Here is an 18,647-nt window from a genome sequence, read left to right on the forward strand (position 1 = left end):
CATCACCATCTCCCTATCTCTGCGACAACCTCTCTCGTGGAGAAAAACCCAACCATGCTATCGTTCTCGATGACAGGCATGCCGCATATGCTCTTCTCCACGAGAACCTTCGCATCATCAACCGCTCTGTCATCGACACGCGCAGCTATGATCGGAGACGACATTATGTCCTCTGCGACGAGCGGCACCTGCTTTATGTACCTGTACTGCTTCCTTCCGGCCGTGCTCTCCTTTCTGGTCATCTTTATGCTCTTCATCCTCGGCTGATCGAAGGAATCGAAGATTCCCGCAAATGTCAGGTTCGATCTTGTTATAACTCCTACAGGCCGCATGTTGTCCTCGTAGACCAGAACCCTGCTGACTCCATGGAGATTCATCTGCTCCACGACATGCGCTATCGTGTGATGCCTGTGAACGCTGACCATGCCCTCGGACATGAGGTCCCCCACCTTCGAGTCGAGGTTCTGCTGTGCGAAATACTTGAGCAGATCCCTGGATGTTATTATGCCGACGAGCTCTCCGTCCTTCTCCACAGGGAGACCATCGATCTCGTTCTCCATCATGAGCTCTGCAGCCTGGGTGAGCGTTGCATCCGGGTATATTGTGATCGGGTTCTCTGTCATCACAAGCTGCACAGGGATCCTGTCGATCGGCCTCCTCCTCCATTCAGGCGCCGCCTGAGCGAGCCTGTTCGATATGTCGTACTTTGTGACTATTCCCACAAGCTTCCCCTTGTCCATCACGGGAAGCCTGCTTATGTCATGCTTGAACATCAGGTTCCTGGCCCTCTGGATGGGCTCATTTTTCTCCACTACCCAGACGGGTGTTGCCATGTAATCCTTTACTCTCATCTCGCAACTCCCCTATGCTCCGCCAACGCTCTCAGGAAATCCCTCTCGGTTATGATCCCCACCATTGAGCCGCCCTCCATGACAGGCAGGGAGCCCACATCCTTCTCCACCATCAGGTTAGCAGCGTCATTCAGCCTTGTCCTTGGATCTGTCATGATGAGTGATCTCTTTATGAGGCCCTTTATCGGCTGCTCCATCACATCCTTTATATCGCCTGTTATGATCTTGCTGAACGCCTCTCCCGAAGCCATGTACTTCATGATGTCCGAGGCTGTTATTATCCCTGTCAGAACGCCATCCTGAATTACCGGAAGGCGCCTGAATCCTTTCTGCACCATCATCCTGGAGGTCTTCTCTATGGACATGCTGGCGGGGGCTGTAACCACATTCGGGCTCATGTAGTCCCTGACGGTCTTATCCATCTCAAGGCCTCTCACAACCTCCACGAAGTCCTCCTCTGTGACGATCGCCTTTATTCTCGACCTTTCATCCACGATCGGAAGACCGCCCACGTTACGCTCGTACATGATCTTCAGCGCCTCATCCACCGTAGCGGTATCCGGGGCTGAGATCACCTTTGTGCTCATGATCTCCCTTATCTCGGCATTGATGGCCGCTAGAATATTGCCCTCGTACTTCTTTCTCACAAGGTTGTGCCTTATGCCCCCTCCAAGGAAGTCCACGATATCCACGCAGGTCACGAATCCCAGAAGCCGGTTCGTTCCAGCATCCGCTATTGGCAGCCTCCTGAAGCCGTAGCTGTTCATTATCTTGATCGCGCCGATTATCGTTGTCGTGGGTGGAGCGGTAACAACCTCTGTGCTCGCCATGCTGAGAATGTCTCCCTGGCGTCTCGCCACCCTCGAATCAAACTCGACCGGTCCTCTGTCCATGCTGCCCGGAGGAACTGGTATCCCCTCGACCCTCTGATCCCCAATCCTGTGATCAACTCTCTTCATTCAAACATCACCAAGGACCGCTTTAATAAGATCGTACCTATCGACTATACCTACAAGCACATCATTCTCCACAACAGAGATCCGTCCGATATCGTGCTTTCGCATCACCTCTATTGCCTGCTTGAGCGGGGCGTCTCTCTTAATGCTGTACAGCGGAGTGCTCATCAACTTCTCCACCCTGATCTTGGCGGTGTCCTTCGATCTGTACATATCCTCCTTGCCCAGCCTGGCCCACCCCCTCTTCAGTATATCAAACCTGGTGATGACCCCAATAGGTCTTCCGGATTCGTTCACCACCGGCAGACCCGTGATGTCCTCTTCAAGCATCCTGTCCCATACCTTCGATATCGGGTCGTCGGGCCTGGCTGTGATCACATCTCTGGACATGATGGCATCGACCGGCATATCCGGAACCCTGCTGAGGTCGAGATTCCTGAATACGTCAAGAAGGCTCACAACGCCTCTGAGCATTCTATTGGCAGGCGAGTCCACCACAGGGAGAAGCGTCACCTTCTCCTGAAGCATCACCCTGGCCGCCTCCATCATATCCATATCCTCGGTGATGAGGGGCACGCTGACCGTGAATCCCGCCACAGTGACGTTCGACCTCGTGGAGGTTATCTTGAGCATATCCTGGTTTGTCACGATCCCAATTACCCGGCCCTCTGAGTCGAGGACGGGAAGTCCGCGCACATGATTATCTCTTATGAGCTGGCGCGCCCTGGTCGCAAAATCTGTCTTCTCCACATAAAGTGGATCCCTGGACATAATATCAGCTACTTTCATTGTTGCTCCCCATCCAGAATGCCTGACAATAATCCGAAGCAGAGAATATCATCTGCTGATATCCCGACAGCTCCAACAGAGCATCTCCCCATCAACGGAGACCAGAGAGTCTGAAAGCTGGCCGCAGCGCTCGCATATCCCCCTGACCATCTCTCTCGGCTCATCGAAGTGCACGCTCTCCCTGTGCATCTCGATCAGATCCGCCAGAATGTCATTCAGCCCGAGAGATGCACCGGAGACCAGATCAGTGTCGGTGATAATCCCCACCAGTCTGCCATCATCGGAGATGACCGGAAGCCGCTTCACGCCGGATTTAAGCATGAGCTCGGCAGCATCACGGAGGCTTGCATCCGGGTGGATCTTTATGAGCGGGGAGTTCATGACATCCCCCACCCTAGCCTTTCTGGGGTCCTCAGCTCTGGCGACTACTTTCTTCACAAGATCTCGCTCGGTTATGATTCCTATGGGTTTCCCCTCCCGAACCACTATCAGGCTGCCAACGTTGGCAGATATCATCCTGCTTGCAGCATCCAGCACATCCATATCTGCATCGACGGTCAGCACCGGGCGGCTCATGATCTCTCGCACACGTATCGTAGTCTCCATCGCCTTAACCTCCGTTTCTTCATACTCTATAATTCCGCATTCAAATTCTTAGCGAACTCAACCTATAAAAGAGTCTCTGTGCATCAGCAGATGCGTAAACGCAGCCCCGACTGCAACGGTCGAAAAGCTCTGCTGCTCTGGCCAGCCACGCTGGAACTGATGGCATGGAGGCCGCACGCTCCTCGGAAGATCATCTGCCCCGCGCGTGCTGCAGTATGTGCTCAAGCTCCTGCAGGATGAGCTCGATCCCGAGGGACGCAGCTGCGGGCGATCCCGGTATGGCAAATACCGGCACGCCGCTGATCAGACCTGCAGATGCCCTTGTGAGCATCGCCCTTGTGCCGACCTGCTCCAGGCTCTTCAGCCTGAAGATCTCCCCAAACCCTGGAATGCTCTTCTCAAAAAGCGGCTCGATCGCCTCTATGGTGAGATCGCTCGGTGTTAGGCCTGTGCCCCCGCAGAAAATCACAGCGTCGCTGTTCCGCTCGATGCTCTCGAGCAGAGCAAGGCGCACGGGCATGATGCCATCTGGAATCAGCCGGTATCTGAAATCATGACCTGATGCGGTTATCCCGTCAACCATCCTCCTCCCGGAGACATCCTCCGCATCATCAGGGCTGGATACAGAGCCGTACCGGTTGAAGCGCGAGGTGCTGACTGTGATCGAATCGATGATCATCAGATGGAGGCTGATATTAAAAGATAAAGACGTTTCGATACTCTTGTGATGAAAGTCATGGCCTGCGCCGGTAAAAGCCGGAATAAATTCAGCACGCTGTCCCTCCCAGGTTGTGGAAACGTAGATATACGATCTCCGTGCACCGAATCACATGCTCAGCCAGATGGAGCAGGCGATTGATGGATTCGAAAGGATGAGCGCTGATAAGAGGGCGGCCATGCGTGTGATTCTTCAGAGATACGTGGAGGGAAGCATAGGAATCGACGAGGCGTACTATGAGCTTCTGGATACAGGCCTGATACCGATGCCTAGCAGGTGTGCGATGAAGCCGAAGATCGCGTCTGAGGGCGATGAGGCCAGGCTGAAGGATCTGATACGGACCAGGATACTGCGTTGATGGGGGACGTATGCGAGATCATCCCGGACGGGAGAAGGGGGCCCTCTGTGACTTCAAAGCTGCAACGTGACCAGCAAAGCTGCCCACGCGCCCTCAAATATTTCTGAGCATCAAGAGATGCTCTTTACGGGCTCCTCTCCAGGGCCTTCAGCTTCGTGTCTATTGATATCTCCTTGTCCAGCCTGTAGTCTATTGTCACAGTGGTTATCACCCTCTGCACCTCCATATCCGTCAGTATCTTGTTCGCCCTCTCGATTATCATGCAGACCTGCTCTATCGATTCCGCCTCAATGGTAGTGCACATAGCACCTGGCACGAATCTGATTCCTGAGCTCCTCAACATCTCATGCACCGCACGGATGTACCTGCCAGCGCTTGTGCCTGCCCCCATGGGTATAAGACTGAACTCTGCAACTATCATGATGATAAATGTGAGCTGATCCTATAGAAATATTTTGAAGAGAACGCCAGCAAAAATTGATGTGACGATGGGCCCGACGCGATTCGAACGCGTGATCCCCGCCGTGTAAGGGCGATGTCATGACCACCTAGACCACGGGCCCTCTCGCCACCTCTGAGACATTTTGGTATTAGACGTTATCGCTTGCTCTTCGGGCGAATGTACATGCCGGTCATCGTTGTATCCAGCACATCCACCGGAGGCGATCTGGTCAGAAGGCTCACCACCACCATGGCTGCTATCGATAGAATGAATCCATAGAAGCTGAAGTGCACTGGAAGTGGCGAGACGAACCAGTGGTACCATCCTGCCACAAGCGCCCCTATGAGGCCGAGGGACATAGAGGCGATAGCGCCCTCCCTTGTCGCCCTCCTCCAGTAGAGACCGGCAAGTATCGGCACCACAAACGTGGCGAGCATTATGCCTATCCCCATCCATATCAGGAATGCCAAAAGCTCCGGTGGCTTCCTCCACGCAAGTACCAGCGTCAGTATCACTGAGAAGACTATCGCTATTCTGCTCACCAGGGTTATGCTTCTATCCGAGGCTTTTTTATTGAAGAACATCTTATAGATGTCCCATCCGACATAGCTCCCTATTGTGAGCATGAGCCTGTCGGTGGTCGACATCACTGCGGAGAGCACGATCACAGCGACCAGGGGGCCTGCGATGTTGGGGAAGATGTGCATCGCAGCGACAACAAATGCGTAATCCTGTGGATTGGATACGTTTGTCGGAAGCGCTATCATCCCCTCCGCTACCATCGCCCTCGAGGCGAAACCTGAGATCTTGACCAGGTACATCACAACAAGGTACAGAACAAATGCAGCAAGCGGAGACCACCGGAAGAATTTCTGACTCCTCGCAGAGAGAACGTTGTTTATGACATGCGGAGCGCTCGCAAGCCCGAAGGTCAGGAGGAAGAAGAATGATATCAGATACATTGGTGTCATGAAGGCGTATTTCGCATACGGTGGGTGCATCTGTGGATACCAGATCTTCACGTAGTTCGGATCTATACCTGCCAGGATGTTATTGACATGTGTGAGCCCTCCTGCTGACTGGATTATGAAGGGCGAGACCGCAAGAACTCCGATTATTATAAGAATACCCTGGACAAGTGAGACCCAGGCGATCGCGTAGAGCCCGCCCATTATTGTGTATATCATGACTATTATGGCGCCGATCAGCAGCGCATCTGTGTACGAGATCTTGAGCATCCAGCTCAGGACCATGCTTATGGCGACGTACTGCCCCACCAGGTAAATCAGCGATACAAGTATTCCAGCCACTGCTGAGAGCCCGCGCAGCCCGCGCTGGCTGTAAAATCTCTGAGCGAGGTAGTCCTGTATTGTGATGTATCCCATCCGCTCGGAGATCGCATGGAGCTTCGTTCCGTATACCAGGATGACGAATGCAGCGCTCAGCGGCACGAAGATCTGCTCCCAGATCGTGGGCCATCCTCCGATGTATCCCAGGCCGCTTGTCCCGAGGATCGTCATACCGCTGCATATGCTCGCCACTATCATCAATGTGAGCAGCCAGAAGCCGAGGTTTCTTCCCGCGACAATGAAGTCCTCGGATGATCTGACCTTCCTCGAGGCCCATGCGCCTATGGCGAGAAGCCCCACCAGATACAGGCCGAGAATGATTGCCATATTGAAGTCCATCAGCTCCACCTCAACGCCCAGCCCAGAAGAACAAGAGCTATGATGCCGGGCACCATTGTCACCGCGATGAGAGTTTCAGTCGGCAGACCGAACAAAGATATCTCCTCCCTCTGATGCATGATAGCGTGTTTCATTGTGGCATATAAAGGTGGCGTGTGGATCACTCGATCTTTGAATAAATGCTGTGATTTGCAGGGAAAAACATGAAGAACGATCAGTTTATTAAAATGTCTATTATTATTGGTATTAATGCATTATTTTGATCATCATTACCATCCTTTGAATTTGCCCAGAACAACCTGCTCTCCTCGAGAGGTCGCAGACCATCGATAGCGTCGGCTGTTTTGAACAGTCTCAGGAAACCACGATTCAAAGCTGCATTCGTCATCTCCCCAGGCTCCTCCAGATGTAGATGAAACGCTGTACTGCCGTGATGTGGCTCAGTACCATAGTGATCAGCACCATCCAGCCGAGGATTTGGAGGCCTCCAATCCTGTGGGGGTGTATAGCGTTTGCAAGCGTCGCGACGACCAGAAAAACCAGCCGGTCGGCCCTGCCGAGCATGCCTCCGTAGCATCTCCTGAGATTCACGGCCTGTGCCTGCGTGCCGATGTAGCTGGTCATGAGAACGCCTACGACAGCTAGAAGACCCACCTCCCACCGGACGTATCCGGCGAAGATTACTCCTGACAGCATAAGCACGTCTGAGTATCTGTCGATCACGTGGTCGAGAAGATCTCCTCTGCGATCCGCATATCCCATCTTGCGGGCGAGCGCACCGTCCACAGCATCCGCAATCCCGTTGAGCATGACCATGATCGCAGCTGCAAAGAGCATCCTCTGATCAGAGGCTGATGTGTAGTAGAGCAGGAATGCGAGAGATGAGAAGCAGAGGGAGAGCGCGGAGAGCATGTTCGGGGTCAGACCCGCCCGTTCGACGAGCTCAGCCACCGGCTCGGTGATAGATCTCGATGCCTCTCTGAGATCATCCAAGGTCAATCTCCGGATCCCCCAGCCAGTCGATGCCTCCAGGGGGCATCTCGATCTCTCTCTTTACCACGGCGGTTACGATAGATGCGACCTCCTCCGGGCTCAGATCAGTTGTATCAATCTCATGGACCCTTGAGCACAGCTCAAGCGCCTCAACCAGTATGAGATCGATCGCCTCTGACTCGACGTTCTCCCTGATCTTGCTCTCATTATATCCACGGGCCTCCAGCCGTCTGCGGAGGAGGTTCGGATGCAATCTTAAGACTATCGCCTCGTCTGCGAAGTGATGCGCGAAATGCCCCTCGATTATAAGAATCTCATTCTCACATGACCGCTCGATCTCTCGTATCCTCTCCTCAAGAGCATCCATGTCTGCCTCCAGGCATTCCCTATCAGGGTCGAAGCCTGCGCTCATCCCTGCTCTCACCAGATCATTGAGATCCACCACCCTGAATGGAAGGAGCTTGGAGACAGTGGTCTTTCCTGTCCCGGGAGTGCCTGTCAGCGCTATCCGCATAGCTCTCTGTACGCCTCCAGGAACCGCGCGTTCTGCTCCGGAGTTCCCACAGTCACCCTGATGTGGTGATCGCCAGCATCCCTGAAAGATCTGCAGTCCCTGACTATGATGCCCTTCCGGAGCATCCTCTCTGTGAGGACATCAGATCTCTCAGAGGTCTCTATGTAGAGGAAGTTGCCCCACGAGGGACTCGCCTCGACGATCTCTGAGAGCAGCAGCCCCCTCTCTCTCTTTATAAGCTCCACAGATCGCCGCATGTGCTCCAGGTCGCTCAGCGCTGCAATGCCAGCCGCAACCGCAGGGGTCGTGACTCCAAAGAACGGCGGAGCAGCCTTTCTGTAAGCCTCAGCGATCCATTCGGGGGCAAGCGCATAGCCGAGGCGGACTCCAGCGAGGCCGAACGCCTTCGACATGGTCCTACCGACGACGAGATTATCGTAATCGTTCAACAGATCCACCATGCTCCTCTCCGCGAACTCCACGTATGCCTCGTCCAGGAAGACCACCGCATCTGTGGACTCGATCACCGATCGCAGCAGATCCTCATCGATGACCTCGCCGGTTGGATTGTTCGGAGAGCATATGAAGACCATCCCGATTCTGTCGTCCCTCACACGCTCGATCAGATCTGAAGGATCTGATCGCCTGACAAACACCGGCTCTGCGCCGCAGAGGATGGTCACGATCTCGTAGAAGCTGAATGTCGGGGTGGGGATCAGCGTGCGAACTCCGTGATCCAGGAAGAGTCTGGAGAGAGTATCGATCACACCATCCATTCCAGAACCGATGAGCACCTGGCTTTCCGGAAATCCTGTGTATGATGAGATCGATTTTATGAGATCATCGACCTCCGGATACAGATTCAGAGGTGCCTCAGCTATCGCTTTTTTCACCGCAGGACTCGGTCCGTACGGGTTCTCGTTGCTCCCCAGCTTCACGATCCTCTCCGGAGGTATTCCGTAGATCCTGGAGATCTCCTCGATCCCCCTGCCCGCAACGTACGGCCTGAGGCTGGAAAGCACAGGTCTGAGTCTAGAGCGTCTCTCCAATGACATTCACCACGCGATCTATCTCATCTTTTGTTACAACAAGAGGCGGTACCAGCCGGAGCGTGTGCTCGCCTGTGCTGTTCAGCAGCACCCCCCTCTCGCGGGCGGCATCCACAACAGATCTCGCGTCCCCTTCTATGTCCACACCGACCATGAGACCAAGCCCGCGGAGACTGACAGGCAGCCTGCTCAGCTCTCTCCTGAGGTAAGAACCCATCTCCTCTGATCTCCTTACAAGATTCTCATCCCTTATTGCAGATATCGACGCCAGTGCTGCTGCGCATACCAGGGGCCCGCCGCCAAATGTGGATGCATGATCCCCGCGCTGGAAGCATCCGGAGATGCTCTCTGTGGAGAGCATCGCGCCCATGGGGAGCCCGCCGGCAATCGCCTTCGCAAGGGTCATTACATCGGGCATCACGCCGCTGTGCTCCTTCGCAAACCATCTTCCTGTTCTTCCGAACCCTGTCTGGACCTCGTCGAAGATCAAAAGAGCCCCACAGTCATCGCATATCTCCCTGGCAGCGCGCAGGTACTCGTTCGATGCAGGGTAAACCCCTGCCTCGCCCTGGACCGGCTCCAGGATCACAGCTGCAGTTCTTTTGCTCACCGCCGATTTCAGCGACTCTGTATCATTGTAGGGCACAAATGTGGCCTCGTTGAGGGGGCGGAACGGCTCCCTGTAGTTCACCTTGTATGTCAGCCCCAGAGCACCCAGCGTCCTGCCGTGGAAGCTGCCGGTCGCTGCAACGACCTCATACCTTCCGGTGGCCCGCCGAGTTAGCTTCAGTGCGGCCTCCACGCTCTCGGTGCCTGAGTTGCAGAAGAAGACCTTGTCCATGCCGCTCAGCGATTTCAGCTCCTCTGCGAGCCTGACCTGGTTCTCTGTGTAGTAAAGATTCGATGTGTGTATGAGGATCTCGCACTGCCTCTTTATCGCCTCTACCACCCTCGGATGGCAGTGTCCGACGTTGTTCACAGCTATACCTGCAACGAAGTCTATGTACTCCCTGCCGTCCAAGTCCCAGACCCTGGCCCCTGAGCCGCGAACTATCAGGACTGGCTGTCTCGTATATGTCTGGAATATCGCCCCTGCCTCTCTCCTCACGATCTCATCGATGCTCATAGGAACCTCCTAGCAAACCTCAGGCTCTCTCTTATCTGCGCCTTTACATTATTGCACGTTATCCCCATATGCCCGGGGTACATGCAGCTCACATCCAGCTCCAGCAATTTCTCTATAGATCTCACGAGATCCTCTGTGGATCCTCCGAACAGATCCGTCCTTCCTATATTCCCGTCCGGAAATACAGTATCCCCTGAGAAGAGGATGCCATCACGCCGCTCATAAAGGCATATGCTCCCGGGGGAGTGTCCCGGCGTGTGTATCACCTCAAGCTTCGCATCTCCCAGATCGAGGACCATACCATCTTCCAGGGGCATATCCACCTCAAACTCCGGCGCGGTGTCGCCGAAAAGGTACGCCACTGTCGCCAGATCATCGCCCACAAGACCTATCTCCTCTTTTGATAGCAGGATCCTGGCGCCAGTCCTCTCCTTTATCGCAGGCGCAGCTGCAGAGTGATCGTGATGGCAGTGAGTGAGAATGATCATCTCGAGCTCCTCTGGATCGATGAACCTTCCGATATTTCTGATTGTGGGCTCTGAGAACATCCCTGCATCGATCAGGACCGGCCGCTCGGCCATGACCAGGTATGCGTTGCCGTCGTAGGCCGCACCGCTAACCTTATGCACCTCAACCATCTAAACACCTTCTGGCCAGATAACGTCTGGATATATAATGGTAACATGACTCTGATGGAAGACGCAAAAAAGGGGAAAATACCCGATGCGCTCAGGAGGGCTGCCGAGACTGAGGGAGTGGATCCGGAAGCGCTCAGGAGGCTCCTGGCAGCAGGTCGTGTAGTGGTCCCCATGAACGCCCGGAGGATGAGAGAGAGGGCGGTTGGCATAGGAGAGCTTCTGTGCACAAAGGTCAACGTCAACGTCGGCACATCCCCCTCGCTCTCCGATCTAAGTGGCGAGGTGGAGAAGGCAGTGGCTGCCGTGAACGCCGGAGCTGATACGATAATGGATCTATCGACCGGCGGGAATCTAGATGAGATACGAAGGGCTGTGCTCAAAGCCGTAGATGTCCCCGTTGGAACTGTGCCGATATATCAGGCTGCTGTGGAGGACAAACTAACGTCACAGGGCATGTTCAACGCCCTGGAGCTCCATGCAAAGGATGGGGTCGATTTCGTCACGGTCCATGTCGGCGTGAACAAGGAGTCGATGAGGCGCCTGAGCAGGGATCCGAGGCTCATGGGCGTTGTCTCACGTGGCGGCTCTCTCACAATCAAATACATCACAGAGACCGGAGAGGAGAACCCGTACTACGAGGAGTTCGACTACCTGCTCGAGATCGCGAGGGAGCACGACCTGACCCTGAGCCTGGGCGATGGTCTCAGGCCAGGATGCATAGAGGATGCGAGCGACCGGGCGAAGTACATGGAGTTCATACTCCTCGGCGAGCTTGTCGCGCGGGCCAGGGAGGCGGGCGTCCAGGCCATGGTCGAGGGCCCGGGCCACGTGCCCGCAGATGAGATAGAGACCAGCGTGAAGGCGATGAAGCATCTTACAGACGGAGCTCCCCTGTATCTTCTCGGTCCGATAGTCACAGACATAGCTCCAGGGTATGATCACATCACAGCTGCCATGGGCGGTCTGATCGCTGGCATGGCAGGCGCCGACTTCCTCTGCGCCACCACGCCCAGTGAGCACCTCGATCTCCCCACTTTGGATGACATAGTCGAGGGAACTGTGGTTACCAGGATCGCGGCCCATGCAGCCGATCTCACCAAGCCCGGGGTCAGGGAGCGCGCCAGGGCATGGGACAGGAGGATGGCTGACGCCAGGGCCAGGCTCGACTGGGAGGCTCAGTTCAGAGAGGCGATAGATCCGACAAGAGCGAGAAGGATCCGCCACAGAAGAGGTATCGATGTGGAGACCTGCACGATGTGCAGCGAACTCTGCGCGATACGGATCGCGAGAGAGGCCATGAAGCATGAGCGCCCTGATGAATCTTGAGAGGGCAGCGGAATCTCTCATTAGATATCTCAGTGTGGGGACTGATGATCTCACGCGTCACACCGGGATAGGGGAGAAAGACTTCGTGCCCGTGGAGCCAGAGCCGTTCGAAGGCAGGATCTTCGCTGTTGACGGCTCCAACATCAAGGTCTGCGATCTCTCTGTGGTCAAGGCGAACCACATCCGTGTGGGGTATGTGGTTTACAGGGGCAGGAGACGGGAGAGGACAGAGGTAACATACAATGATATCTTCGTCGCTGACAGGCATACCTACATGGAGTGGTTCAGGGAGCCGCTGGAGAGGCTCGACATTGATATCGATCTGAGCAGCCTCCGCGGGAGCGAGCTCGACAGGATATCAACATACTTCAGAGAGCTGCAGGAGTACCTGGCTCTCGATGCAGCGCTTTCTGAATCAGAGGAGGGCGATCTGCTTCTTTACGACGGCGGCTTCGCCATCTGGAAGGACCGCCCCTTCGGAAGAGTAGTGGCTGATATCATAAAGAGAGCATCTGAGCGCGGGGTGGACCTACTCGGCGTGAGCAAGTCCAGCAGCTTGTCGTGGGGAGACATATCAATGCCTCTGGTCTACCATGTCTCCCGTCTCGGGAAGAGCCTGCTGCCCGGAAGGGCATGGTATCTTGATCTCAGCGGAAAGAACGTCAATCCGGATCCGCTCGAAGAGCGCTGGCACGGGCGCATTTGCATCGTGCTCTTCCATCCGCTGGCCGATCGGGCATTCAGGGTTGATATACCCTCTTATCTGAATGGGCGCATATCCACCGCGCTCTCGAAGGCTGCCGCGTTCTCGGGATCTTCTGAATGTCTCGGCTATCCGCATGCTCTGTTCAGGGCGCACCACGACCTGAAGATATCCGCTCCTGAGGGAGATACGATCTGGATCAAAATGATGGAGTTGATAGCGCAGCGCCAGGGCGTGAGGATGAGGGATCTCAGAAACGTCACAGACTACCACGAGATCCTGGACAGCCTCTGACGCCAGATCATAATATATGGCTCAGAATGGCATGCGGATCTATGAGACCCATCCGATGCCATATGATGTATATCCCCAGAAAGGTGCCCAGGGTTGCACCCAGGTTTGCGAGGGCGGCGACGAGCACCACTCTGAAGAACCGGTTCTCCATCATCTCTTCCATGCTCTCGGCGCTCGCCAGGCGCTTAACATCCCCCACAGTTGGTTTCCTCTTCCAGGCCTCGACCATTCCGGCGAACCATCCTGCAGCGACCAGCGGATTCAGTGTGGTCATCCAGGCTATCATGAATGCTGTGAGGATCGATAAGGGATGGCCCTTTGCAGCCACGACACCCAGCGCTGCAAGCCCGCCGGTCACCAGGAACCATATGCCAAATGCTAGGAGCACCACGCCGCTCGAGTATCCTGCGGCCAGGATGTACACAAACGTGGCGATTATCAGCAGCGTCACCGCGACGCCGAATACCTTCCCCATGCTGAATCTCTTTGCGGAAGGCATCTCGAGGGCCGAGGTCTCTGGTATAAGCGATGGATCTGCCAGGTAGCGCGTTATGCCCTCCCGATGGCCCGCCCCGACGACCGCGAGAACTCTGCCGTGTTTCGAGAGCTCGTAGAGATTCCTGGCGATGTATGCATCCCGCTCATCTACAAGCGCCCTGGCAGCAGACGGCGCGATCTTCCTGAACTCCGCCACGAGCTGGGATACCACATCCGAATCGGTGACGCTGTCCACATCGAGATCCTCCTTGCCGAAGCCGAGTGCGGCTGCGACGAGACTCCAGAGCATCTTCATCTTCTCCCAGATGCCCATCGCCGACCAGAAGCGCTGTATCGTTATGCCGATGTCTCTGTCGACCAGGGCAACCCTTGCATTGACTGCTCTGGCAGCCTCTATGGCTGCGAGCATCTCAGCTCCCGGCTTCACGCCCATCTCAGAGCCTATCTGTCTCTGCAGATATGCGAGCAGCCACTGGACCAGAACCAGGTAGATCTTCCCACCGCTCAGAAGCTCGCTTATTTTTATATCCTCATCCCTCTCCTGGTTGGTGAGGGCGAGATACCGCCTCTGACAGAGCTCGACAGCCACTATATCAGGCCGGGTCTGCTCTATCGCCTCTCGCACCTCAGCAACGCTCTTCTCCGAGACGTGTGCAGTGCCTATGATCACGATCTCGTTTCTTGCATCCGTTACCGATCCTTCCGTGATATCTGCCATTTACAGCCTCACATCCGAGCAGAGCTCGATGGCCCTGAGAAGGTCCTCTCTTGATATTATGCCCACCAGCCTGCCATCCTCGATGACGGGGAGCCTTCTTATCTTCTTATCGCCCATGATCTTTATTGCCGCAGTCGCCTCATCTTCCGGCCCTATGACATATATATTTCTGGTCATGACATCTCCCACTGTGGTGGTATCGCGGAGCGATTCGGGGACGCGCTGGAGGTCGGTGATCGTAACTATACCAACAAGCTCGTCACCGACCATGACCGGGTAGCCTCGGTGCTTCTCGTAGAACATCAAACGCATCAGCTCCGATAAGCTCATCTCCGGAGGCACAACTTTCACATCCTTTGACATTATGTGCCTCACCTTTATGCCACTCAGGCTGTCTGTTATTGTGGTGCTCCTGTCCTCCTCAGATGCTGCGATGTAGAGGAATATGCCTATGATGAGAGTGAGGAAGTTCAGCGTGAAAAGCCCGAGGAATATGAGAAATACCGCAAATATCTTACCAAGGGCTGCTGCGTTCTTTGTCGCGACCACATAGGGCATCCTGGTCGAGAACCACGCCCTGAGCACGCGCCCACCGTCCATGGGAAACGCGGGGATGAGATTGAATATCATCAGGATGATGTTCATTATTCCCAGCGTCCACAGAAGTATTGAGAACGGATGGTTCTTGCCAAGCAGCGATTCCGACTGAGCGTAAAGCAGTATCGAGATCATGCCGAGAGCCCCGCTGACTGCAGGCCCGGCTATCGCCATTCTCAGCTCCATCGATGGGTTTCTGGGGATCTCCTCCATCGAGGCGACGCCGCCGAAGAAGTAGAGGGTGATGCTTCTTATCTCTATGCCATACCTTTTTGCGATAAATGAATGGCCGAGCTCGTGAAGCCCCACGCAGACGAAGAGAAGCACTGCGAAGACGAGGGAGTATACCCATCTGATGATAGGAGGCTCGACAGCGCCGAATCCGTAGAGTTTGCCGAAGACGTTTGCGCTGACGCTCCCGAAGAGATACGCAACCCAGGGAATGATCAGAAGAAATGTGACGTGAAGCCTTATCGGTATCCCCATGACCTTGCCGAGCTGTATGGAGCTTTCCATGTTATAAGCTTGTCAACTGGAGTTAATATCTTTTGGCTTTTCCCTGGACTCATCGGGCTGTCCGATAAGAGTTCGCTTATCGATGTGGTCATCTCAAGATCGTCACACATCGGTTCGGTTTGGTGTATTTTCCACTCACATTCCCTGGCATTGTCTTCTGCTATTTGCAGGACAATGCCGCTGATCTCCGATGATGGGATTCTCTGGCGGAGATTCTTGCTTTATGCTTGGCCTTTATGATTTCGAGCAGAGTTCGATCATCGATCGTTCTTCCTGGGAGGATGACCTCGAGTATCTCCCTGACGTCCTGGACTGTCAGGAGATCAGCATTTGAACAGAGCTCGATCTGCATCATCTAGACAGCGAGCATTGCGAGCAGGACCATCGCGACATGATGTTTGGAGCATTCACCGCCGTGCCACTTCTCTCTTCTCCTGCTGTGTTGAATAATTAAGAGCTTTAAGGTCGATAGCTATTGATTTTTACTAGGATTGCAATTCGTATGAATCCAGCCTATGCTATCGGATTCTCAAACATTATTCAACACAGCATCTTCTCCGATAACTATTTCCGCCCATCCACAAAAAAGAGATCGGTGATTTTCGATGCCTGAGTTTGCCACACCGTTTGCAGGCATGGCCGGCGATAGGAAGCTGACCAAGCAGGAGCTCGTGAGGGCGATAAGGTATGTCATCGCTGCTGAATACGAGGCGATCCAGCTCTACACGCAGCTCGCAGAGTCGATAGACGATGAGCGTGCGAGGGCAGTGCTGATCGATATAGCGGATGAGGAGGTCGTGCACGCCGGGGAGTTTTTGAGGCTTCTAAAGGAGCTCGAGCCGCGTGAGGAGGAGCTGTATAAAGAGGGTTACGAGGAGGTCGAGGAGATACTGGAGAAGCTCAGAAAGTGATCTCTCAATTCAGGCCGCTGAGTCAGTTTGGTCTCGAGGCTCAGACTGTCCTGTCTGCTCGGCTTCACACGATGAAATCGATGTTCTTCGATCCTTAGATGCGCGTCATAAAAAGAAACCTTCGCGGCGATGAGGGCGAGATATCGCTTGTTGCGGAGAGCCTCGACGATCTCTGGCACCTGAAACACCTCGTCTCTCCTGGAGATCTGGTGTTCGCAACAACACAGCGCAAGATCTCAGGCGCCACAGACAAGCTCAGGCCGGAGAAGGCCGAGCGGAGGACTGTGCGGCTTGGAATTGCAGTCGAGGCTGTGGAGTTCCACACGCACTCCAACTGGCTCAGGATCCATGGGGTGATAAAGTCAGGAGTCGATATAGGCTCATATCACACGCTCAACATCGAGGTCGGCTCAGAGCTCTCGATAATAAAGCGATGGCGCCCTGATGAGCTCCAGAGGATCGAGGAGGCTGTTGCGGAATCGAACCGTCCGCGGGTCGTCCTGGCGCTCGTCGAGGAGGGCGAGGCCACGATAGGCGTCCTCCGGCAGTTCGGTGTCCAGACGGTGGCCGATATCAGGGGCGGGAGCGGGAAGGGCGCTGGAGCCGGTGGCAGGGATGAGTTTCTCAGAGAGGTCGCGGATCAGATTGCAAACTCAGCGGGCGATGAGGCATATGTTGTCCTGGCAGGCCCGGGCTTCACGAAGGAGGATCTGAGAAAGGTCATCGAGACGAGACATCCAGATATCCTCAGGCGTCTTATCATGGATGATGCGTCATCAACAGGCAGATCCGGATTCCAGGAGGTTCTGAGAAGGGGTGCTGTTGACAGAATCGTCGAGGCGAGCAGGATATCGCGCGAGACGCGGCTCATGGACGATCTGCTCAAGGAGATAGCGACCGACGGGAGGGCTGCATACGGCCCGAGGGAGGTCAGGGAGGCTGCGAACTACGGAGCCATTGAAACCTTGATGATCACAGACAATCTCGTGCGAAGGGGTGACATGGAGGGCCTGATAAGAGATGTCGCAGCCGGGCGCGGGAGGGTTGTGATATTCAGCTCCGAGTTCGAGCCAGGGGAGAGGCTGGATGCGCTGGGAGGCGTCGCTGCGCTCCTGCGGTTCAAGATCCCGAGATCATGAGGATGAGAGAAACTCAGATTGTGATATGATCTTAGCAACAGAATAGTCCGGAGGCCAGGGGATCATCTACCTGTAGCGATCATGTCTCATTAAATCTTCAGAGGTTTATCTGCTCTGCAGCTGTGTTTCTGGGCATCGTTTCGATCAACAGATTAAAATAGGAGATTCGCAGAAGAGATAACAGTTTAAGTCTGTATCAAATTTAGATGGAGGGAAAGATTTGAAGAGAGCGATACTGCTGCTTGCAGTTATGGTTATTATAACGGGGGTCTCCTCTGCGTATATTGATCCCACTCCAGGGAAATATCCCTACGAGGTCGCGGAGAAGAACGTGACCTTCAACTTCGAGCAGGACGTCCAGGGCAGCGGCTACTTCATGACATACAGGTATGCTAAGGCCGGCGCACTTGCGTTCAAGGACTACGTCCACGGCTCCGGGTCCATCGATAACGAGTTCGTGATGTTCACACAGGAGCTCGACAAGAACACGCACCCGATAGATGCTGACTGGGTCGACGAGAACGTCTCATGTATCTCCGTGAAGGAGGACAACGTGATGGTCTACTCGCCGTACCAGTTCGCGATCGGCAAGGGCTACTACGCTGTTAACCCGCTGGTCTTCGACTCGCTGCTCAAGGAGAAGACCTGGATCAAGAACTACCGCGCTGGAACCTCGATGCACCATGAGATAGAGTATGCGCATGGCATAGACAAGGAGCTTGAGGTCCTTGCGAAGGAGAAGTACTTCCACCAGTACGATCCGGTCTATGAGGGCGTTGGATACACACAGATGAAGATCAACGAGCACGTCGACAACGGCAAGGTCCACTTGGGAGTGCTCCAGGCATCATCCGACTACACCGCAAATTCAAGCGTGCTGGCATATCCAGGCACCGCACTGACCGGCAGCGCGCTGAGCGGTATAAGGGCGTACAAGAACCCGGCGATAGAGATCGATGAGGACTACTTCGGCACATATGACATAACAAAGAACATGACGCTGAACGTGCCGTACAAGCTAACCCAGAAGAGCGAGGACTGGCTCCCCTGCTGCTCAGGCGGATGGGCTGACATCCCGCCTGGACTGAAGAAGGGCTTCGGCTCGAGCGCTGCTGGCATATTCGACTGCTCCTGTCTCAAGACCGCCAGGGCAGGAATGTACGGACCGACAGATGTGAACCCGCCGTTCAAGGCGTGGGCATAGATAGGGTTCACCC

21 protein-coding genes and 1 tRNA gene are annotated in these 18,647 nt (G+C 54.8%); 6 read left to right on the forward strand and 16 right to left on the reverse strand.

Annotated features, from left to right (window positions below):
* Nucleotides 1–2: 2 nt before the first annotated feature.
* From NQU42_RS01310 to NQU42_RS01330, 5 genes are all read right to left on the reverse strand, one after another.
* Complete coding sequence (locus NQU42_RS01310) at nt 3–851, reverse strand: CBS domain-containing protein (protein ID WP_296608396.1); 849 nt, start codon at nt 849–851, stop codon at nt 3–5.
* Entirely contained in the window at nt 848–1,810 is a 963-nt protein-coding gene (locus NQU42_RS01315) for a CBS domain-containing protein (RefSeq protein ID WP_296608399.1), read from the reverse strand. The genes NQU42_RS01310 and NQU42_RS01315 overlap by 4 nt, the downstream gene beginning before the upstream one ends.
* A complete protein-coding gene (locus NQU42_RS01320; protein ID WP_296608401.1) occupies nt 1,811–2,578 on the reverse strand; it encodes a CBS domain-containing protein in 768 nt (255 codons plus the stop codon).
* 66 nt (nt 2,579–2,644) lie between these two features.
* Nucleotides 2,645–3,202 carry a CBS domain-containing protein gene (locus NQU42_RS01325; protein WP_296608402.1) on the reverse strand — a complete coding sequence of 186 codons (558 nt, stop codon included), beginning with the start codon at nt 3,200–3,202 and terminating at the stop codon, nt 2,645–2,647.
* Nucleotides 3,203–3,392: 190 nt separating this feature from the next.
* Nucleotides 3,393–3,881: a MogA/MoaB family molybdenum cofactor biosynthesis protein gene (locus tag NQU42_RS01330; RefSeq protein WP_296608404.1), complete on the reverse strand. Its 489-nt coding sequence runs from the start codon at nt 3,879–3,881 to the stop codon at nt 3,393–3,395.
* A gap of 151 nt (nt 3,882–4,032) precedes the next feature.
* Between NQU42_RS01330 and NQU42_RS01335 the strand changes: the two genes are divergently transcribed.
* Nucleotides 4,033–4,278, forward strand: coding sequence for a hypothetical protein (locus tag NQU42_RS01335; protein WP_296608405.1), 246 nt, complete (start codon nt 4,033–4,035; stop codon nt 4,276–4,278).
* Between the two features lie 124 nt (nt 4,279–4,402).
* On the opposite strand, the gene NQU42_RS01340 is transcribed toward NQU42_RS01335, so the two are convergent.
* The 8 genes from NQU42_RS01340 to NQU42_RS01375 all read right to left on the reverse strand — a co-directional run bounded on the left by NQU42_RS01340 (nt 4,403) and on the right by NQU42_RS01375 (nt 10,728).
* Nucleotides 4,403–4,699: an MTH1187 family thiamine-binding protein gene (locus NQU42_RS01340; RefSeq protein WP_296608407.1), complete on the reverse strand. Its 297-nt coding sequence runs from the start codon at nt 4,697–4,699 to the stop codon at nt 4,403–4,405.
* A gap of 68 nt (nt 4,700–4,767) precedes the next feature.
* A tRNA-Val gene (locus NQU42_RS01345) sits at nt 4,768–4,841 on the reverse strand.
* A 34-nt stretch (nt 4,842–4,875) separates the two neighbouring features.
* Nucleotides 4,876–6,408 carry a sodium:solute symporter family protein gene (locus tag NQU42_RS01350; RefSeq protein WP_296608408.1) on the reverse strand — a complete coding sequence of 511 codons (1,533 nt, stop codon included), beginning with the start codon at nt 6,406–6,408 and terminating at the stop codon, nt 4,876–4,878.
* A gap of 384 nt (nt 6,409–6,792) precedes the next feature.
* Entirely contained in the window at nt 6,793–7,401 is a 609-nt protein-coding gene (locus NQU42_RS01355; protein ID WP_296608410.1) for a CDP-alcohol phosphatidyltransferase family protein, read from the reverse strand.
* A complete protein-coding gene (locus NQU42_RS01360; RefSeq protein ID WP_296608411.1) occupies nt 7,394–7,915 on the reverse strand; it encodes an adenylate kinase family protein in 522 nt (173 codons plus the stop codon). Before NQU42_RS01360 ends, NQU42_RS01355 begins: the two co-directional genes overlap by 8 nt.
* Nucleotides 7,906–8,970 carry a histidinol-phosphate transaminase gene (gene hisC / locus NQU42_RS01365; protein WP_296608413.1) on the reverse strand — a complete coding sequence of 355 codons (1,065 nt, stop codon included), beginning with the start codon at nt 8,968–8,970 and terminating at the stop codon, nt 7,906–7,908. Before hisC ends, NQU42_RS01360 begins: the two co-directional genes overlap by 10 nt.
* A complete protein-coding gene (locus NQU42_RS01370) occupies nt 8,948–10,090 on the reverse strand; it encodes an acetylornithine transaminase (protein ID WP_296608414.1) in 1,143 nt (380 codons plus the stop codon). Before NQU42_RS01370 ends, hisC begins: the two co-directional genes overlap by 23 nt.
* Entirely contained in the window at nt 10,087–10,728 is a 642-nt protein-coding gene (locus NQU42_RS01375) for an MBL fold metallo-hydrolase (protein WP_296608416.1), read from the reverse strand. The genes NQU42_RS01370 and NQU42_RS01375 overlap by 4 nt, the downstream gene beginning before the upstream one ends.
* Nucleotides 10,729–10,773: 45 nt before the next feature.
* On the opposite strand from NQU42_RS01375, the gene thiC reads away from it, so the two are divergent.
* Both thiC and NQU42_RS01385 read left to right on the forward strand, forming a co-directional pair.
* Nucleotides 10,774–12,054: a phosphomethylpyrimidine synthase ThiC gene (gene thiC, locus NQU42_RS01380; RefSeq protein WP_366069969.1), complete on the forward strand. Its 1,281-nt coding sequence runs from the start codon at nt 10,774–10,776 to the stop codon at nt 12,052–12,054.
* Complete coding sequence (locus tag NQU42_RS01385) at nt 12,044–13,051, forward strand: DNA double-strand break repair nuclease NurA (protein WP_296608419.1); 1,008 nt, start codon at nt 12,044–12,046, stop codon at nt 13,049–13,051. Before thiC ends, NQU42_RS01385 begins: the two co-directional genes overlap by 11 nt.
* Nucleotides 13,052–13,058: 7 nt before the next feature.
* Here NQU42_RS01385 and NQU42_RS01390 read toward each other — a convergent pair whose 3' ends face one another.
* From NQU42_RS01390 to NQU42_RS01400, 3 genes are all read right to left on the reverse strand, one after another.
* Nucleotides 13,059–14,267 carry a TraB/GumN family protein gene (locus tag NQU42_RS01390; protein WP_296608421.1) on the reverse strand — a complete coding sequence of 403 codons (1,209 nt, stop codon included), beginning with the start codon at nt 14,265–14,267 and terminating at the stop codon, nt 13,059–13,061.
* Entirely contained in the window at nt 14,268–15,380 is a 1,113-nt protein-coding gene (locus NQU42_RS01395; RefSeq protein WP_296608423.1) for a CBS domain-containing protein, read from the reverse strand. It lies immediately after the preceding gene.
* A 160-nt stretch (nt 15,381–15,540) separates the two neighbouring features.
* Complete coding sequence (locus tag NQU42_RS01400; RefSeq protein ID WP_296608425.1) at nt 15,541–15,735, reverse strand: hypothetical protein; 195 nt, start codon at nt 15,733–15,735, stop codon at nt 15,541–15,543.
* Nucleotides 15,736–15,985: 250 nt separating this feature from the next.
* Here NQU42_RS01400 and NQU42_RS01405 point away from each other — a divergent pair, with 250 nt between their 5' ends.
* From NQU42_RS01405 to NQU42_RS01415, 3 genes are all read left to right on the forward strand, one after another.
* Nucleotides 15,986–16,291 carry a ferritin family protein gene (locus NQU42_RS01405; RefSeq protein WP_296608426.1) on the forward strand — a complete coding sequence of 102 codons (306 nt, stop codon included), beginning with the start codon at nt 15,986–15,988 and terminating at the stop codon, nt 16,289–16,291.
* A gap of 98 nt (nt 16,292–16,389) precedes the next feature.
* Nucleotides 16,390–17,430, forward strand: a complete 1,041-nt coding sequence (locus NQU42_RS01410; protein ID WP_296608428.1) for an mRNA surveillance protein pelota — start codon at nt 16,390–16,392, stop codon at nt 17,428–17,430.
* Between the two features lie 220 nt (nt 17,431–17,650).
* Nucleotides 17,651–18,634 (forward strand): hypothetical protein, encoded by a 984-nt coding sequence (locus NQU42_RS01415; protein ID WP_296608429.1) that lies wholly within the window; start codon nt 17,651–17,653, stop codon nt 18,632–18,634.
* The last annotated feature ends 13 nt before the right edge of the window (nt 18,635–18,647 follow it).

It is taken from the genome of Methanothrix sp., assembly GCF_024518575.1.
Taxonomy (GTDB): Archaea; Halobacteriota; Methanosarcinia; order Methanotrichales; family Methanotrichaceae; genus Methanothrix_B.

What these genes read in the sequence shown, in the direction of transcription:
- NQU42_RS01310 (WP_296608396.1), bottom strand. Translation starts at nt 851, where the DNA reads ATGAGAGTAAAGGATTACATGGCAACACCCGTCTGGGTAGTGGAGAAA.
- NQU42_RS01315 (WP_296608399.1), bottom strand. Translation starts at nt 1,810, where the DNA reads ATGAAGAGAGTTGATCACAGGATTGGGGATCAGAGGGTCGAGGGGATA.
- NQU42_RS01320 (WP_296608401.1), bottom strand. Translation starts at nt 2,578, where the DNA reads ATGTCCAGGGATCCACTTTATGTGGAGAAGACAGATTTTGCGACCAGG.
- NQU42_RS01325 (WP_296608402.1), bottom strand. Translation starts at nt 3,202, where the DNA reads ATGGAGACTACGATACGTGTGCGAGAGATCATGAGCCGCCCGGTGCTG.
- NQU42_RS01330 (WP_296608404.1), bottom strand. Translation starts at nt 3,881, where the DNA reads ATGATCATCGATTCGATCACAGTCAGCACCTCGCGCTTCAACCGGTAC.
- NQU42_RS01335 (WP_296608405.1), top strand. Translation starts at nt 4,033, where the DNA reads ATGCTCAGCCAGATGGAGCAGGCGATTGATGGATTCGAAAGGATGAGC.
- NQU42_RS01340 (WP_296608407.1), bottom strand. Translation starts at nt 4,699, where the DNA reads ATGATAGTTGCAGAGTTCAGTCTTATACCCATGGGGGCAGGCACAAGC.
- NQU42_RS01350 (WP_296608408.1), bottom strand. Translation starts at nt 6,408, where the DNA reads ATGGACTTCAATATGGCAATCATTCTCGGCCTGTATCTGGTGGGGCTT.
- NQU42_RS01360 (WP_296608411.1), bottom strand. Translation starts at nt 7,915, where the DNA reads ATGCGGATAGCGCTGACAGGCACTCCCGGGACAGGAAAGACCACTGTC.
- hisC (WP_296608413.1), bottom strand. Translation starts at nt 8,970, where the DNA reads ATGTCATTGGAGAGACGCTCTAGACTCAGACCTGTGCTTTCCAGCCTC.
- NQU42_RS01370 (WP_296608414.1), bottom strand. Translation starts at nt 10,090, where the DNA reads ATGAGCATCGATGAGATCGTGAGGAGAGAGGCAGGGGCGATATTCCAG.
- NQU42_RS01375 (WP_296608416.1), bottom strand. Translation starts at nt 10,728, where the DNA reads ATGGTTGAGGTGCATAAGGTTAGCGGTGCGGCCTACGACGGCAACGCA.
- thiC (WP_366069969.1), top strand. Translation starts at nt 10,774, where the DNA reads ATGACTCTGATGGAAGACGCAAAAAAGGGGAAAATACCCGATGCGCTC.
- NQU42_RS01385 (WP_296608419.1), top strand. Translation starts at nt 12,044, where the DNA reads ATGAATCTTGAGAGGGCAGCGGAATCTCTCATTAGATATCTCAGTGTG.
- NQU42_RS01390 (WP_296608421.1), bottom strand. Translation starts at nt 14,267, where the DNA reads ATGGCAGATATCACGGAAGGATCGGTAACGGATGCAAGAAACGAGATC.
- NQU42_RS01395 (WP_296608423.1), bottom strand. Translation starts at nt 15,380, where the DNA reads ATGGAAAGCTCCATACAGCTCGGCAAGGTCATGGGGATACCGATAAGG.
- NQU42_RS01400 (WP_296608425.1), bottom strand. Translation starts at nt 15,735, where the DNA reads ATGATGCAGATCGAGCTCTGTTCAAATGCTGATCTCCTGACAGTCCAG.
- NQU42_RS01405 (WP_296608426.1), top strand. Translation starts at nt 15,986, where the DNA reads ATGCCTGAGTTTGCCACACCGTTTGCAGGCATGGCCGGCGATAGGAAG.
- NQU42_RS01410 (WP_296608428.1), top strand. Translation starts at nt 16,390, where the DNA reads ATGCGCGTCATAAAAAGAAACCTTCGCGGCGATGAGGGCGAGATATCG.